This is a genomic window from Pantoea sp. (genome assembly GCF_028283705.1).
Taxonomy (GTDB): Bacteria; Pseudomonadota; Gammaproteobacteria; order Enterobacterales; family Enterobacteriaceae; genus Pantoea.
Window position 1 is genome coordinate 33,423 of sequence record NZ_JAPWKD010000003.1, and the last position, 14,515, is coordinate 47,937.

Genomic DNA, 14,515 nt, shown 5'->3' on the forward strand with positions numbered 1-14,515 from the left:
AGCGGAAGAGGCTGGATGAAAAATCCATCGTTTAAAACGCCACTCTTTAGTGGCGTTCATACGCGCTCTCCTGGCCTTGTGGTTTTTACGCTGGCTGTGGTGGTGACCGTTTTTTCACTGCTGCCGCTGGCGTTTGTACTGCAAATTACGCTGACCAGTGGATGGGATACGATACGAACGCTGCTTTTTCGCCCGCGGGTGGCTGAACTCTTGTTGAATACTATGCTATTGATAGTGTTCACTATTCCTGTGAATCTGATCATCGGCATCGGGCTAGCATGGATAACCGAACGAACGGCGTTGCCAGGCAGACGTGTCTGGTCGCTGCTGTGCACTGCTCCTCTGGGGGTTCCTGCTTTCATTCAAAGTTACTCCTGGGTTAGCTTACTGCCGGGCATACATGGTTTAAGTGCTGCGGTATTCCTTTCACTGCTGGCTTATCTTCCCTTTATTTATCTTCCTGTGGCTGCCGTACTGCGAAGGCTCGACCCGGAACTGGAATATGTCGCAGCATCACTCGGACTCAGCCCTGTAGCCATTTTTTTTCGCGTGATATTGCCTCAGATGAAACTGGCTATTCTTGGCGGTGTGCTGCTGACAGTGTTGCACCTGCTGGCTGAGTATGGGCTTTTTGCCATGATTCGGTTTGACTCTTTCACTACCGCGATTTTTGACCAGTTTCAATCTACGTTTAATGGTCCGGCAGCAAACATGCTGGCAGGGGTATTAACGCTCATATGCCTATTGTTCCTGCTTATGGACCTGAAAATTCGGGGGAAAACGCGCTATACGCGGATTGGCTCAGGTGTCCCGTTACGGCAGAAACCCGTATTTCTTCGTCTTCATCTGGTACTTTTGCTGAGTCTTTTGCCTCTTGCACTGGTGTTACTTTCCCTTGGTGTCCCGCTGCTGTCATTACTGCGCTGGTTATGGCTTGGTGGCGTAGAAGTATGGCATCAGCCTTCGCTCTGGCTCGCATGCAAAGAAACGTTAGAGCTGGCACTGGTTGGAGCAATGCTGACAACGATCAGTGCTTTTCCCCTTGCCTGGCTATCTGTTCGCTATCCCCAACCTTTGTATCGTCTGATGGAGAGTTGCAACTATCTAACCGGTTCGCTTCCTGGGCTGGTTATTGCTTTGGCTTTAGTGACGTTTACATTGCGGATGGCTCCGCCGCTTTATCAGACAGCGGTTACCCTGCAGTTAGCGTATGTGCTGTTATATCTACCTCGTGCGTTGATCAGTCTCAGAGCGGGCATAGCCCAGACACCAGAAGAACTGGAACATGTGGCGGCCAGCCTGGGGAAATCACCTTCCCGGGTGATCTGGCTTATCACGCTTCGGCTGGCTGCGCCAGCAGCGGCATCAGGTGCTGCGCTGACTTTTATCGGTATTACCAGTGAATTAACCGCGACGTTGCTTTTATCCCCCCTGGGAACCCGGACCCTGGCAACGGGATTCTGGTCACTGACTAGCGAAATTGATTACGTCGCTGCGTCCCCGTACGCACTGCTGTTAGTTTTGCTTTCTCTTCCATTAACAGGTTTTTTGTATCGTCAATCCAGCAGAGCTGCAGGGATATAATATGCTGATAATTAATGGGTTAAATAAATCCTGGCAGGGAAATCCCGTTCTTAAAGATATTGAGTTAGAAGTAAAACCCGCCAATAGAACAGTGGTCGTAGGCCCGTCGGGATCGGGTAAATCTACATTGCTCAAGCTTATCGCGGGTTTTGAACAGCCTGACAGTGGCGACATCATTTTTAATAATCACTCAATGACTTCAGGGCGCGTACCGCTACCTGCTTATAAGCGTGGAATCGGTTATGTTCCGCAGGACGGGATGCTGTTCCCCCATCTGAATGTCCGTGACAACATCGCTTTTGGTCTTAAAGGAACGAAGAACGAAATCGATCGTACAGTCGCGACATTGCTGGAGCAGGTCTCTCTGGATTGGCTGTATGCCGCACGCTGGCCCCATGAACTTTCGGGTGGGCAGCAGCAAAGGATCGCGCTTGCCAGAGCACTGGCGCTGAAACCAAAACTCATGCTGCTGGATGAGCCTTTTTCAGCCCTTGATACAGGATTAAGGGCATCAACCCGTGATGCGGTGCAGAACGTGCTCTCTGAGGCAGGCATTTCATGCATCATGGTGACACACGACCAGGGGGAGGCGTTGTCATTCGCGCAACAGCTGGCGGTGATGCAGGAGGGCAGGCTTGTTCAGGTTGGGCCGCCCCAGGAACTTTATCAGTATCCGATTGATGAAGGTACGGCCAGATTGTTAGGCGAAGCCATCATCCTCCCGCTTCATGTCCGTCAGGGACGTTATTTCTGCGTTTTGGGAGAAGTGAAACCTGAGAAGCGGCTAACCGGTGGATATGCACGTGTCATGCTTCGTCCGGAACAATTGAACGTTTCCTCTAGTGAACAGCCGACCGGAATAATGCTCGAACGGATGTCGTTCGCTGGCGATCGATCGCTTCTTTCGGTCTATCTGGAACAGGAAAAACAGCGGCTTTCACTTCAGATCAGCTCGTTACAGTGGCTTACCCCGGGTTGCTGGCTTAAGGTTGAGGTACGGGGGGACGTGCATCTTATCGGTTAAAAATCTGACCAGATACATTTGGAAGCCACTCATCACAAGACGGAGGGGCCGGCTTAAAGGGTTTTATGCTGGGCAAAACATGTTCGCTTGATGAAGACTTCATATTTCCCTCAAGGGAATGGAATGCCAAAATATGAACCCATATCCTGTTAATATGCTGATATCAGGGAGACTTATAAGCAAAGCGATCGCAATGATTTAAATTGCTGATGTTCTCAGTGGGTTATTATTGCATTGTTTGTATTTTAATGTCATTAACTGTAAAGAACAGGCCATGAAATAACTCATGAAATCTACTCATATTTGTATTTCATTTTCCAGCATAGTGCAGTAAGTCGGTCTGTTATAAGCTCGCCTGTATTGCTTTTCAAAATCAATTAACTTTTTTATATGATGACCTTACTCCAGTTAGGTTGTTGGCATAAATTATAGTTAATTAATATTTCATGGAATATCTTAAGGAGAGAATATGCAGTTTAATATCCGCACGTTCAATTTTCCAGTTTTACTTGCTGGCGCATTCTTTTTTTCAGCAGTAGGTCATACAGCAATAGCAGACACAACTGCCGCTAATGCGGCAAAAACGCTCAGTGCTCGTGATGCGGGTCTTCCGGCAACGCAATGGTCACAGGCTGAACTAAACCAGATTATCAAAACGGATGATCTTCATATTGCACCTTTTCGTGAAGATGGCGTGACTTATGGTACACCGACATGGATCTGGTGTGTTGAAGTAGACGGAAATCTCTATGTGCGTGCTTATAACGGGCAGCGTTCGAGCTGGTATCAGGCGGCATTGCGCGAAAAGGCAGGCAAAATTGTCGCGGCTGGCATGACAAAAGAAGTCAGGTTTGAGCCAGTTGCTGGCAGTGTGAATGATCAAATTGATAGTGCTTATAAGGCTAAATATCACGGCAGTCGCTACCTCGACCATATGATCAGCGAGGGTTCACGCAATGCCACAATTAGAATTGTTCCGCTTAACCTGAATACTACGAGTTAATTTAAATCTGTGAAATTTTGTCGTGACTCATTAACTTATGTTGTGGAGAAAGCGAAATGAACGATCCTACTGAGAGTGGCGATAATTTTCTTCCCGTCAATTCCGGGCGGCGAAATCTGCTCAAAGGAGCCGTAACTGCCGCGATAATCGGCTCTGGGATGGGGACTTCTTTGATGATATCCCGTTCAGCTTCTGCGGCCAGCGCTCCTGCGGCGCTGAAGAATATTGTTGGCCCTATAACAGCTAACAGCGTGATTCCTGCTGTCGGCTACGCTGTTTACGCCAGTAATCAGCCTTTGCGGGCATTTAAATTCCAGAGAAGGGCGATTGGCCCGAATGATGTTGCCATTGAGATTCAATATTGTGGTGTCTGTCATTCGGATATTCACACGGGTCTTGGCCACTGGGGGCCGCAGAAACTGCCTCTGGTAACCGGACATGAGTTAGCGGGAGTGGTTGTGGCAGTAGGTGGGTCAGTCAGCCGTTACCGCCCAGGCGATCGCGTGGGAGTCGGGTGTATGGTGGACTCCTGTGGTGTTTGTTCTGAATGTACTGCCGGGTTTGAACAGTTTTGCACTAAAGGGACGACATGGACTTATGGCAGCCCCACAACCGATCCGACCGGTGTGACGCAGGGGGGATATGCAAACGTTGCGGTAGTGAAGGAACACTTTGTTATCTCAATCCCGGATAATATCGAACTCGCCGCCGCGGGGCCAATTATGTGTTCAGCCGTCACGGTGTATTCTCCGCTAAGACATTGGGATGTACGACCTGACAGCAGGATTGGCGTCGTCGGATTGGGTGGGCTGGGACACATTGCGGTTAAGCTGGCGAAAGCGATGGGCGCTGAGGTCATTGTGCTGACAACTTCGCCGGATAAAGTGGCTGATGCGAGGAAGTTTGGTGCCAGCGATGTCATCGTGAATCACGAGAAATCACAAATGGACAAATATGCACGCAGCATGGATTTTATTCTGGATACGGTGCCCTATAAACATGAAATGGATCCTCTCATTAGCCTACTGAAACGTGATGCAACGCTTTGTCTGGTAGGCGTAGGTAAAGCTGATGAACCTAATCAATTAGCGCCTATCACGACTATTCTCGGAAGGAACGCTTTTGCTGGTTCGCTTATCGGTAGTATCAGGGAGACTCAGGATGTCATAGATTTCTGCTCCCAACATAATATCAGCCCGCAAATTTCCATTATTCCCGTTCAGCAAATAAATAGTGCATGGCGCAATGTGATCGATAAAAAAGTTCGATATCGCTACGTTATTGATATGACCTCTATTAAACCTGAGGTTTAGTTTTATTTGTAATGCAGTGCGTAATTATTCTATCAGGTCTTTTTAAAACTTTATCCGTTTTTATAAATACTCATTTTATCTCAGGAGATAATAATGTCCCGAATCACCTCTGTGGCATTCATCATAACCCTTTCGGCAAGTTTCTCTGTGATAGCCGATGATACTGCTCCCGCAGCTGCAACTTTTGCCGTAGCAGGTAAAGAGAATGTGGTCATTAGTAAAAACGGTAGTCGCCCCTGGCTAACGGGTCCTGAGGCAAATTTTACAGGTACAGTTCGCGTTGAACCGCTGTTCACACAGCCTCAATCCCCGGCCCGAACCACCATCGGACATGTCAATTTTGAGCCGGGTGCACGCAGTGCCTGGCACACACACCCGTTAGGCCAGACATTAGTGATTACTTCTGGGTCCGGATGGACTCAGGAGTGGGGTGGAGAAAGAAAAACGGTTCATGCGGGTGATGTCATTCATTGTCCACCGGGCGTAAAACACTGGCACGGAGCAACGGCAACCACAGGGATGTCGCATTTAGCCATTCAGGAGAGTACGCCTGAAGGTAAAAATGTTGAGTGGATGGAAAAAGTTTCAAGTCAGCAATATAACCCTGAGCTATGAGGATATTGTGATGCGCCTGGCTACTTTGTCTTTGCTCTCGCTGACTGAACTTTTGATTGGCTGTGTCCCGTCGGCAGTGAAAAATCAGTCTGTTCCTGCTCCACCATCATTAGCCGAGCTGGGGGATGCTTCACCGGCCCTGGAGAATTATACCCAAAAGTATGTGGAGAATGATTTATGGAAGAGGCCGCAACTGAGTCCACGTGATCGCAGTATGGTCACTGTAGCCGCGCTTATTGCCCGCAGCGACCGTGTTGAACTGCCTTATCATCTCAACCGTGCGATGAATAATGGCTTAACGCAGAGCCAGGCAGAGGAAATGCTGACTCAGCTAGCATTCTACGCCGGATGGCCACGTGTCTTCTCTGCTCTCCCGGTAGCTAAAAAAGTGTTTGAGGCGCGAAACAGTTAAAAAAGGGCGGGCTTTGCATTCAGCCGGGCCTGCCTGACTCATTACTGTAGCGCAACGCTTCCACCACTAATGAGAACGCTTTGGATGACCCACGGCGGTTGGGATAGTAAATATGTAATCCTTCCCAGTAGGGTGTCCACTCTTCCATGACGCTAATTAATTGCCCCGATTCGATATAGGGAGCAGCAAGTTCTTCAGGCACATGGCCCAGACCGAAACCGTCAGCAGCGGCTTTCACAATCTGAAAAATACTGTGAAAAATAATCTGACCTTCCACGCGTGCGGTAACTTCACGTCCGTCTTTTTCAAATTCCCAAACGTAGAATCCACCATGTGTAGGCAGACGTAGATTAATACAGCGGTGTTTCAGCAAATCCTGAGGTGAAGCAGGAGGGGGATTGTTAGCGAAATATGTTGGCGATCCCACAACCAAAAAACGCATATCAGGACCAATACGGGCAGAAATCATTCCGTTTGCCAGTTGGTCGCCAAGTCTGACGCCTGCGTCATAGCGTTTTTCCACGATATCGGTCAGACCGTAATCGTTGACGAACTCAATATTAATATCCGGGTAGATACGCATCAACGGAGACAATTTAGGCCAGAGGATGGTTTCAATGGCGAAGTCGGTTGCGGATATACGGATGGTCCCGGCAGGTTTCTCTCTTTTATCGTGGAGAGCCGCCAGCTCACTATAAATATCATCAAATTTAGGTGCCAGACTGGCAAGTAACTGCTCACCGATTTCTGTTGGTGAGACGCTACGCGTAGTTCGGGTCAGTAAACGCACACCCATTTTGGCTTCTAAAGTCCGCATCGTGTGACTAAGCGCAGACTGAGATACACCCAACTGCGCGGCCGCTCGCGTGAAGCTTTGTTCACGCGCTACCGTCACAAAAGCGACTAAATCATTGAGGTTATCCCTTGCCATCCTGATCACTCCTGCATTATTTGGCTACTGATTTAACAATATATTTCTAAACGTGTCTATGAATCTGATGCGATAAAAAAATCAATTGATGATGAATTTTCATAACTCTATTCATGAGTTACCGCTAATCAGAAACCACTATCCGCGCTATGTTAATACAGTCTTTTTGAAATAATTAACCGGTTGGCGAGGAATCTGTATGCAGTGCTCGTATGCCCCATCTAATCCTGAAGATAGTTGGTCAATAAATTGCTGATTGCTGAAAAATTGACGCAGATAATCACAGCAACGCCTGGTATTGAAGATGTGTATAAGCCAGATATTCAGGCAAAGCCCGATAATATCTATAAAAAAACCAGTTACAACCCCTTTAGTTAATTCTGCATGAATTTGCAGCGGCGGGATTAATCGTGCTCTTTTAAGAAATATCATTCCAGAAAATAACGACGCAGTGTCTGTGACCTGCGTGTCGGTCAGTTTATGCTTTGAAAAGAGGATATTAATATGAGTTTTTTATTTAAAGATCAGGTTGCACTGATTACCGGTGCTGCCTCAGGAATGGGTCTGGCGGCAGCAAAAGCCTTTGCGGCTTCCGGCGCTGCCGTTGTCATGGCAGATGTCAATGAAGATGCCGTTAAGTCTGCGGCAGCAGAATTAATGGCAGCTGGCTACCAGGCACTGCCGATTCGTTGCAATGTTGCGAACATTGATGAAGTGAAAGCGATGGTTGATCAGGCTGTGGCTACCTATGGTCGTATCGATGCGGCATTTAATAATGCCGGTGTGCAAAGCCCCGTGGCTGAGACGGCGATGGCAGATCCAAAAGATTATGACTTCGTGATGGATGTGAACCTGCGTGGTATCTGGAACTGCATGAAGTATGAGTTGATTCAGATGAAAAAACAGGGCAGTGGTGCAATCGTCAATAATTCTTCCCTCGGTGGATTAGTGGGTATTGCTGAACGTGGTATTTATCATGCGTCAAAACACGGTGTGGTCGGTCTGACGAAAAGTGCAGGGTTGGAATATGCACCACAAAATATCCGTATCAACGCAATCTGCCCTGGCATTATTGAAACGCCAATGGTATCCGGCATGCTGGAAACACAACCTGAAGCTATGGCCGAACTGATGAAAGAAGTCCCGATTCGCCGCTTAGGCCGTGCAGAAGAAATTGCTGATGCCGTGCTTTGGTTATGCAGCCCCGCGTCCAGTTTTGTTATTGGTCATGCACTGCCCGTTGATGGCGGATATACCGTTCGTTAAGTCTCTCAGCTGAACATTAAGAGCCAGGTGTTATGCATAGTGAGTCTTTACCGTACAGTGAATCCGGCAGTTTTGTTCGGATGCTGCTGACATTAATGCTGGTGGTGCTGTCTGGTTTTTTAATTATCGGTATCGCGCTGCCTGTTCTGCCCCGCTATGTACATCATCAGCTGGGATTTGGCACCTTCGCTGTGGGACTGGTGACAGGTGCGCAGTTTGCCGCTTCACTGGCAACTCGCTTTGCTGCCGGACGATATGCCGATCAGTTCGGGGGGCGACGTGCAATTTACCGTGGATTGGTGCTGGCGATAGCCGGTGGGGTGTTTTACCTCATCTCTTTGCTATTTACTGCGCAGCCTGTCGCCACTATTGCGCTGATACTGATCGGCAGAGCAATTGTCGGAGGTGCTGAAAGTTTCATCATTACGGGCGGAATGACGCTTGGCCTGGCACTGGCAGGCGGAAAACAAACAGGCCGGGTTATTGCGTGGGTAGGCACTGCCATGTTTGCCGCTTTCGCTCTGGGTGCGCCTTTGGGAACCTTCATTTTTGATCATTCCGGTTTTATCGCCATAGCAATAACCACGTTAGTGTTACCGCTGGTGGTGATGGCTATTGTGCGAGTCCTGCCAGAACGTATTGAACCTTCTGGTCAGAAGGGAACACTTTCCCAGGCTCTTTCATCGGTCTGGCTACCGGGTATGGGCGCAGCCTTTAATGGTGTGGGATATGCGGCACTTCTCTCCTTCTCCGTCCTGTTGTTTGCGGAGAAAGGGTGGGGAATGGGGTGGCTGCCGGTGACCGCCTTCGCCATGGCGCTTATTGCTGCACGGTTATTTCTGGGACAACTCATCGACCAGTCAGGTGGCGTCCGGGTTGGCATTCTTTTTTCGCTGGTGACTGCGCTGGGCCAGATATTGTTATGGGCTGCGCCTTCACCCTGGATTGCAGCACTGGGAGCCGCGCTGACGGGGATTGGCTGGGCGATGGTGTACCCGGCATTTGGTTCTGAAGCGGTGCGTCGTTTAGGCGGAGCGAACAAAGGAGTGGCGATGGCAACATACTCAGCGTTTCCCGATCTGGCGATTGGCCTCGCAAGCCCATTATTAGGGTTAGTCGTTCCTGCTACACAAATGGGGATGGCGTTTCTCTGGAGTGCTGTTCTGGTCATGTTGGCCGTGCCAGTTGCCTTACTGGCCGGGCGGCAAGGGTATTAATGAAAAATGTTCATATAAGCATTCAGGTTTACTGGGTTAATACTAATCAATTATTGAGGCATAGTGGCTTTCCCGTTTCGCAGTTGACAGCTCTGCACTGAAAGTAATCTTTCGGTTCAGACGATAACGTCTTAAAGACCTGCTTCACCTGCCTGGAAAAGTAAATATCCCCATACAGTTTTAAGGAAATGATATGACTACTATTTTTAAAACCGGTTCACAAGCCTCTATGGTTGGCCCTGAAGACTGGTTTACCGGTACTGTCCGCATTGATCCCCTCTTTGCTGCCGATGAAAACGCCCGTGCCAGCGCAGGCCAGGTGACTTTTGAGCCTGGCGCGCGCACCGCATGGCACACTCATCCTCTGGGCCAGAGATTGATTGTGACGTCGGGTTTTGGTTATGTGCAGACCTGGGGTGAACCGGCGCGTGAAATTCGTGCTGGTGATGTTGTTTGCATTCCTGCTCATGAAAAACACTGGCACGGTGCCAGCGCCACAACGGCAATGACGCATATTGCGATTCAGGAAGCACAGAATGGTAGCGTCGTGGAGTGGCTGGAAAAAGTCTCTGACGAACAATACGGTGATACAGAATAACGCATCGCAATGTTAAAGCCAGGCAGGTCCGGGATGCCTGGCTGCTGCGGCGCATTAACTCATCAACTCTGATGAGTGCTGGTATCGTAATGTTGCTCGCGAACACGCATTTGGTTGATTTCCAGTGCATGAGCGACATCTGGCAGCATCGGGAAGGAGCTTTGACCACCATATTTCTGAATTGAACATGAGCTGATTTCCGCTGCAAAGGGGATCGCCTGAGTTAAGGGAATGTCATTCACAATGCAGTAGGCGATGCCGCCAATGAACGAGTCACCCGCGCCGGTAGTATCCACCACGTCCGGGCAAAACACGGCGGGATAGTGTGTGGCAGTGCCATTTGCACCCAGCACCGCACCTTTCTCACCCAGGGTAATAATGACCTTGCCTGCAACCTGATCCTGTAAGGCAGTGGCGCATTTCAGGGCTTCTTCAACGCAGGTAACGGGTTGTGCGTTCATAAAAGTTGCTTCTGTCTCGTTGATGACCAGACAGTCAATCTGTTTCAGGGCGTCAGCCGGAATGGTTCGTGCTGGCGCATTATTCACCAGAATAGGGCAACCATGTCTGTGTGCTTTACTGATGGCAAATTCAACGATCGGTGAGGGAATTTCAGACTGAAAAATAACCAGTGGTGCGCCCTCAAAGAGATCGTCGGTAATATCATCTGCCACAATGCGGTAATTAGCACCTTTGATGATGGTGCTGCAATAATCCCCGGACTCCAGGATTTGCACAACGCCAATACCCGATGATTTCCCTCGCGGGATTATATGTTCTACGCCGACCTGATTCTCGGCGAGAGACTTAATCAGTTCAGCGCCATACAGGTCTTCTCCTACGCATCCCACCATTGCCACGTTAAGCCCAAGCTTAGCGCACTGAACTGCCTGATTTGCCCCCTTGCCGCCAGGCATCATAAGCAACTCATTGCCTGTAAAGGTTTCCCCCAATTCAGGCAGACGGTCCTGCTGGATAAGAATGTCATAGTTGAGACTGCCAATGACCACAACATCATTTTTCATATCGCAAATCCTTAACTTGCTGTGCGTTTAGCCGCAACAGCGTTTCTGGTGTTCAGTAAACTGGATTGACTTTGCTCACTGGTTTTACTGGCAATAATGGTGAATATCGCATCAAGAATATTCAGATGAACAATACGGGTTGTCGCATTCTCTCCGGTTATAGGGTTATTTTTGACGGAGGAAATGATGGCATGTCGGGCGATATGGCTTAATGGGCTATTGGGATAATTGGTCAGACAGATTGTCTCGGCCCCTTTGTCATTAGCCGCGGATACCATATTGATGATATCGGTCGTCTGGCCAGAATGTGAAATAACCAACAGAATATCGCCAGGCTGCATTAACGATGCCGACATTAATTGTTTGTGGCTGTCACTGAATACATAAGAGAAGATACCGATCTTCAGGAGTTTGTGATTAAAATCATCACATACTGAACCCGACCCACCACAGCCCGCAATAATAATTTTGGCGTCTTCATTCCGATTGATAAACAATGACGCGACTGTTTTGATAACCGCACTGTCAATGGCCTGTAAACTTTCCTGCAACGCCAGTATGGAGTTAAAAAATGTACTCTCAATCACCTTATTAGTGTAAAGCTCACTGTCAGGAATGACCGGAATCTCGATAAGTTCACCAGGTTTGGCATCGGTCTTTCCAATACTCATTTTAAGGTCGTGAAATCCGGTAAAACCGAGTTTCTTCGATACTTTTGTAATACTGGCAACGCTGACATTAAGATAGCTGGCAATGTCAGAAATATTCATCGTTGCCAGAGTGTCCGGATTATCATCGATAAACCTGGCAATAGCCCGTTCTTTTTTCCCCAACTCCGGGGCCAGCGTGCGCGCCAGTAAAAAAATCTCGTGACCCTGTAAACGGTTATGCATGCCTGATTCTCCTGCTTATATTGCAAAAGCCTAGCATGGTCATTAATGGAAAAAACGTTAACTTCGTCACAGGTTATAAAACGTTTTACTGGGCCATTTTACTCGGAGTAAAATGAAAATGACCTTTAGGTTATCTTCCATTTTACTCTCAGTAATATTTTCCAAATGGCATTTACCCTGACACCTGGCTGCATTATAAAGCATCCATGTTTGACAATAAGGTAAATGCCATGAAGTTTTCATCTCGTATTAACTCATTCCGCTCACGCGCTGAGTTATTTTCGCCAAAAAATAATATGGATACCTGTGATCTGATCACGCGTATGGGGACCGTAGAAGGGCTTACACACATTGAGCTTAATTATCCTGAGCATTTTATCAATCAGGATAAAAATGCCATCAAAGAATGCATAGAGAATAACAACCTTAAAGTCGGCGGTATCGCACTCCGCTATAATAAAGATTTTATTGATGGTGAATTTACCAATCCTAATGAGGAGCTGCGCAAAAAAGCCATTCAGCAAACGCTGGAAGCAGCAGAGTTGTGCAAGTTTCTCGGGGGTAACACCGTTACACTGTGGTTTGGTTACGATGGCTATGACTATCCTTTTCAACAGGATTACTTCAGAGCCTATGAGTTGCTGGTGAATGCATTACAGCAGGTCACAAAGGCTCATCCGGATATGCAGTTCAGCTTCGAATATAAGCCTTATGAACCGCGGACATTCTCATTTATTGGCGATGTGTCTTCCACTCTTATGCTTATTGACGACGTGGGGGCAGAGAATCTGGGGATCACCCTTGATTTTTGTCACATGATCATGAAAAAGGAGAATCCGGCGTTTTCCTTATTCCAGTCGGCACGTAAAAATCGCCTGATCGGCTTCCATCTGAACGATGGGTATGGGCATTTCGACGATGGATTAATGCTGGGTTCTGTCCACCTGATGCAGACACTGGAATATATCTATTATGCAAAACGTGTGAAATTCGACGGGTTAATTTATTTCGATACCTTCCCGAGCAGAGAAGATCCGGTTGCTGAGTGTGCACAGAATATCAAAATGTATAAAACGTTAGCGGGCTTCATTGATAAGGTAAGTATTGAAGAAATGGATAATATCATTCGTAGTCAGGATGCACTTAAAGTCCAGGCTATGTTATTGCAGATGATTAAATACTAAAAACACATCGCATCTTACCTCTTATCTGAAGCCAGTCAGTGTCTGACACTGGGGGAAACTATGTTTGAAAAACTAGGACTGCCAAAAAATTTAATTTGGGGCTACATCGGTCTGACGATATTCATGATCGGTGACGGCGTAGAGCAGGCATGGATAACGATATGGTTAGTTGATAAAGGATTATCCGTCGCTCAGGCTTCATTGTTGATTACCGCTTATGGCGTAACAGTGACGCTGGCAGCATGGGTAACCGGTGTGCTGGTACAGACACTGGGGCCACGAAAAGTGATGTTTTATGGCCTGATTGCCTTTGTTATTGGCAGTATTGGATTTATTTGGGTTGGTCTGAGAACCATGCATATGGCCTGGATGCTGCCGTTTTATGCTATTCGGGGGATAGGCTATCCGCTTTTTGCTTACTCATTCCTGGTGTGGATCAACTACAGCACGCCGCTGGCCCGACGTTCAACCGCAGTTGGCTGGTTTTGGTTCACTTTCTCATTGGGCCTCAGTGTGATTGGCCCCTTTTTCTCCTCCCTCGCGTTACCGGTTTTAGGTGAGATCCATGTGCTGTGGACAGGTATGGCGTTTGTGGTGATTGGTGCCATCCTCGGCATTTGGGTTAACCGTGATATTGTCCCATCCTCAGAAATCCATCCTTTCAGTGCGGCTGAACTGATCAAGGGCATTACTATTTTACAGCGGCCAGTGATTGCCATGGGATTGGTGGTTAAATCGATCAATGGGGTGGCGCAATATGGGTTGGCGACTTTCCTGCCGCTGTATTTAATCAGTTTTGGCTACAGCAAAACTGAGTGGTTACAGATGTGGTCAGCCGTGTTTGTCGTCGCCATCTTTGCCAATCTGTTCTTTGGTTTCTTTGGTGATAAGTTTGGCTGGCGCAACACCATTATGTGGGTGGGGGGTGTCAGTTACGCGGTTGTGCTGGTACTGGTCTGGCTGGTGCCGCAGCTGCTGGGACATAACTTCTATGTTATGGCATTTGTACTGTGCCTTTGTGGTATCACCATGGCAGGATACGTCCCGCTATCTGCACTCTTTCCGATGCTTGCCCCGGACAGTAAAGGTGCGGCGATGTCGGTGCTTAATCTCGGTGCCGGATTGGGTGCCTTTATTGCCCCGGCGATTACCGCCATGTTCTATTCATCACTTGGGGCGGGTGGCGTGTTAGGTATCTATGCCGGACTCTACATTCTGAGTGCCATTCTGACGCCATTCCTGAAAACACCGGATGAATTGCACTCACAACCGGAAATGAACAACAGCACTCCGTCAATTTCGGGCCATTCCGGACATCACTAATCATCGGCTCAGAAAACAACCAAACAATCAGGGCAGCGGGTCTGCCCTTAATTTATTGCTTCTCTCCAGCTCTTCCTCATCCCATTCTTAAAGTAAGTCAGTTTATCTTCTTCACTGATTAACCTAA

At 48.1% G+C, this 14,515-nt stretch carries 14 protein-coding genes; 11 read left to right on the plus strand and 3 right to left on the minus strand.

The genetic code is table 11. The features are described from left to right. Positions 1 to 15: 15 nt before the first annotated feature. The 6 genes from PW844_RS02775 (at position 16) to PW844_RS02800 (ending at position 5,951) form a co-directional block, all read left to right on the plus strand. Positions 16 to 1,584, plus strand: a complete 1,569-nt coding sequence (locus PW844_RS02775) for an iron ABC transporter permease (protein WP_299446919.1) — start codon at positions 16 to 18, stop codon at positions 1,582 to 1,584. Position 1,585: 1 nt separating this feature from the next. Then, positions 1,586 to 2,608, plus strand: a complete 1,023-nt coding sequence (locus PW844_RS02780; protein WP_299446922.1) for an ABC transporter ATP-binding protein — start codon at positions 1,586 to 1,588, stop codon at positions 2,606 to 2,608. A 646-nt stretch (positions 2,609 to 3,254) separates the two neighbouring features. Then, positions 3,255 to 3,611 (plus strand): DUF2255 family protein, encoded by a 357-nt coding sequence (locus PW844_RS02785; RefSeq protein ID WP_299447179.1) that lies wholly within the window; start codon positions 3,255 to 3,257, stop codon positions 3,609 to 3,611. 56 nt (positions 3,612 to 3,667) lie between these two features. Further along, positions 3,668 to 4,924: an NAD(P)-dependent alcohol dehydrogenase gene (locus tag PW844_RS02790; protein ID WP_299446925.1), complete on the plus strand. Its 1,257-nt coding sequence runs from the start codon at positions 3,668 to 3,670 to the stop codon at positions 4,922 to 4,924. A gap of 93 nt (positions 4,925 to 5,017) precedes the next feature. Further along, positions 5,018 to 5,539: a cupin domain-containing protein gene (locus PW844_RS02795; protein ID WP_299446928.1), complete on the plus strand. Its 522-nt coding sequence runs from the start codon at positions 5,018 to 5,020 to the stop codon at positions 5,537 to 5,539. Positions 5,540 to 5,549: 10 nt separating this feature from the next. Further along, on the plus strand, positions 5,550 to 5,951 hold the full coding sequence (locus PW844_RS02800; RefSeq protein ID WP_299446931.1) for a carboxymuconolactone decarboxylase family protein: 402 nt from the start codon (positions 5,550 to 5,552) through the stop codon (positions 5,949 to 5,951). Positions 5,952 to 5,970: 19 nt separating this feature from the next. Here the strand turns inward: PW844_RS02800 and PW844_RS02805 are convergent, their stop codons facing one another. Then, positions 5,971 to 6,882, minus strand: a complete 912-nt coding sequence (locus PW844_RS02805; RefSeq protein ID WP_299446934.1) for a LysR family transcriptional regulator — start codon at positions 6,880 to 6,882, stop codon at positions 5,971 to 5,973. A 504-nt stretch (positions 6,883 to 7,386) separates the two neighbouring features. Here PW844_RS02805 and PW844_RS02810 point away from each other — a divergent pair. The 3 genes from PW844_RS02810 (at position 7,387) to PW844_RS02820 (ending at position 9,963) form a co-directional block, all read left to right on the plus strand. Next, a complete protein-coding gene (locus tag PW844_RS02810; RefSeq protein ID WP_299446937.1) occupies positions 7,387 to 8,148 on the plus strand; it encodes a glucose 1-dehydrogenase in 762 nt (253 codons plus the stop codon). A 32-nt stretch (positions 8,149 to 8,180) separates the two neighbouring features. Continuing rightward, positions 8,181 to 9,365 carry an arabinose transporter gene (locus tag PW844_RS02815; protein WP_299446940.1) on the plus strand — a complete coding sequence of 395 codons (1,185 nt, stop codon included), beginning with the start codon at positions 8,181 to 8,183 and terminating at the stop codon, positions 9,363 to 9,365. A gap of 193 nt (positions 9,366 to 9,558) precedes the next feature. Further along, positions 9,559 to 9,963, plus strand: coding sequence for a cupin domain-containing protein (locus PW844_RS02820; protein ID WP_299446943.1), 405 nt, complete (start codon positions 9,559 to 9,561; stop codon positions 9,961 to 9,963). 62 nt (positions 9,964 to 10,025) lie between these two features. On the opposite strand, the gene PW844_RS02825 is transcribed toward PW844_RS02820, so the two are convergent. Together PW844_RS02825 and PW844_RS02830 are read right to left on the minus strand one after the other, a co-directional pair. After that, the gene (locus tag PW844_RS02825) at positions 10,026 to 10,988 is read right to left on the minus strand and encodes a ribokinase (protein WP_299446946.1); all 963 of its coding nucleotides are present in this window, start codon (positions 10,986 to 10,988) and stop codon (positions 10,026 to 10,028) included. An 11-nt stretch (positions 10,989 to 10,999) separates the two neighbouring features. Beyond that, a complete protein-coding gene (locus PW844_RS02830; RefSeq protein ID WP_299446949.1) occupies positions 11,000 to 11,881 on the minus strand; it encodes an SIS domain-containing protein in 882 nt (293 codons plus the stop codon). 230 nt (positions 11,882 to 12,111) lie between these two features. On the opposite strand from PW844_RS02830, the gene PW844_RS02835 reads away from it, so the two are divergent. Both PW844_RS02835 and PW844_RS02840 read left to right on the plus strand, forming a co-directional pair. Continuing rightward, positions 12,112 to 13,065 carry a sugar phosphate isomerase/epimerase gene (locus PW844_RS02835; protein ID WP_299446952.1) on the plus strand — a complete coding sequence of 318 codons (954 nt, stop codon included), beginning with the start codon at positions 12,112 to 12,114 and terminating at the stop codon, positions 13,063 to 13,065. A gap of 60 nt (positions 13,066 to 13,125) precedes the next feature. Continuing rightward, on the plus strand, positions 13,126 to 14,388 hold the full coding sequence (locus PW844_RS02840) for an MFS transporter (protein ID WP_299446955.1): 1,263 nt from the start codon (positions 13,126 to 13,128) through the stop codon (positions 14,386 to 14,388). Positions 14,389 to 14,515 lie beyond the last annotated feature (127 nt).

What these genes read in the sequence shown, in the direction of transcription:
- PW844_RS02775 (WP_299446919.1), top strand. Translation starts at nt 16, where the DNA reads ATGAAAAATCCATCGTTTAAAACGCCACTCTTTAGTGGCGTTCATACG.
- PW844_RS02780 (WP_299446922.1), top strand. Translation starts at nt 1,586, where the DNA reads ATGCTGATAATTAATGGGTTAAATAAATCCTGGCAGGGAAATCCCGTT.
- PW844_RS02790 (WP_299446925.1), top strand. Translation starts at nt 3,668, where the DNA reads ATGAACGATCCTACTGAGAGTGGCGATAATTTTCTTCCCGTCAATTCC.
- PW844_RS02795 (WP_299446928.1), top strand. Translation starts at nt 5,018, where the DNA reads ATGTCCCGAATCACCTCTGTGGCATTCATCATAACCCTTTCGGCAAGT.
- PW844_RS02800 (WP_299446931.1), top strand. Translation starts at nt 5,550, where the DNA reads ATGCGCCTGGCTACTTTGTCTTTGCTCTCGCTGACTGAACTTTTGATT.
- PW844_RS02805 (WP_299446934.1), bottom strand. Translation starts at nt 6,882, where the DNA reads ATGGCAAGGGATAACCTCAATGATTTAGTCGCTTTTGTGACGGTAGCG.
- PW844_RS02810 (WP_299446937.1), top strand. Translation starts at nt 7,387, where the DNA reads ATGAGTTTTTTATTTAAAGATCAGGTTGCACTGATTACCGGTGCTGCC.
- PW844_RS02815 (WP_299446940.1), top strand. Translation starts at nt 8,181, where the DNA reads ATGCATAGTGAGTCTTTACCGTACAGTGAATCCGGCAGTTTTGTTCGG.
- PW844_RS02820 (WP_299446943.1), top strand. Translation starts at nt 9,559, where the DNA reads ATGACTACTATTTTTAAAACCGGTTCACAAGCCTCTATGGTTGGCCCT.
- PW844_RS02825 (WP_299446946.1), bottom strand. Translation starts at nt 10,988, where the DNA reads ATGAAAAATGATGTTGTGGTCATTGGCAGTCTCAACTATGACATTCTT.
- PW844_RS02830 (WP_299446949.1), bottom strand. Translation starts at nt 11,881, where the DNA reads ATGCATAACCGTTTACAGGGTCACGAGATTTTTTTACTGGCGCGCACG.
- PW844_RS02835 (WP_299446952.1), top strand. Translation starts at nt 12,112, where the DNA reads ATGAAGTTTTCATCTCGTATTAACTCATTCCGCTCACGCGCTGAGTTA.
- PW844_RS02840 (WP_299446955.1), top strand. Translation starts at nt 13,126, where the DNA reads ATGTTTGAAAAACTAGGACTGCCAAAAAATTTAATTTGGGGCTACATC.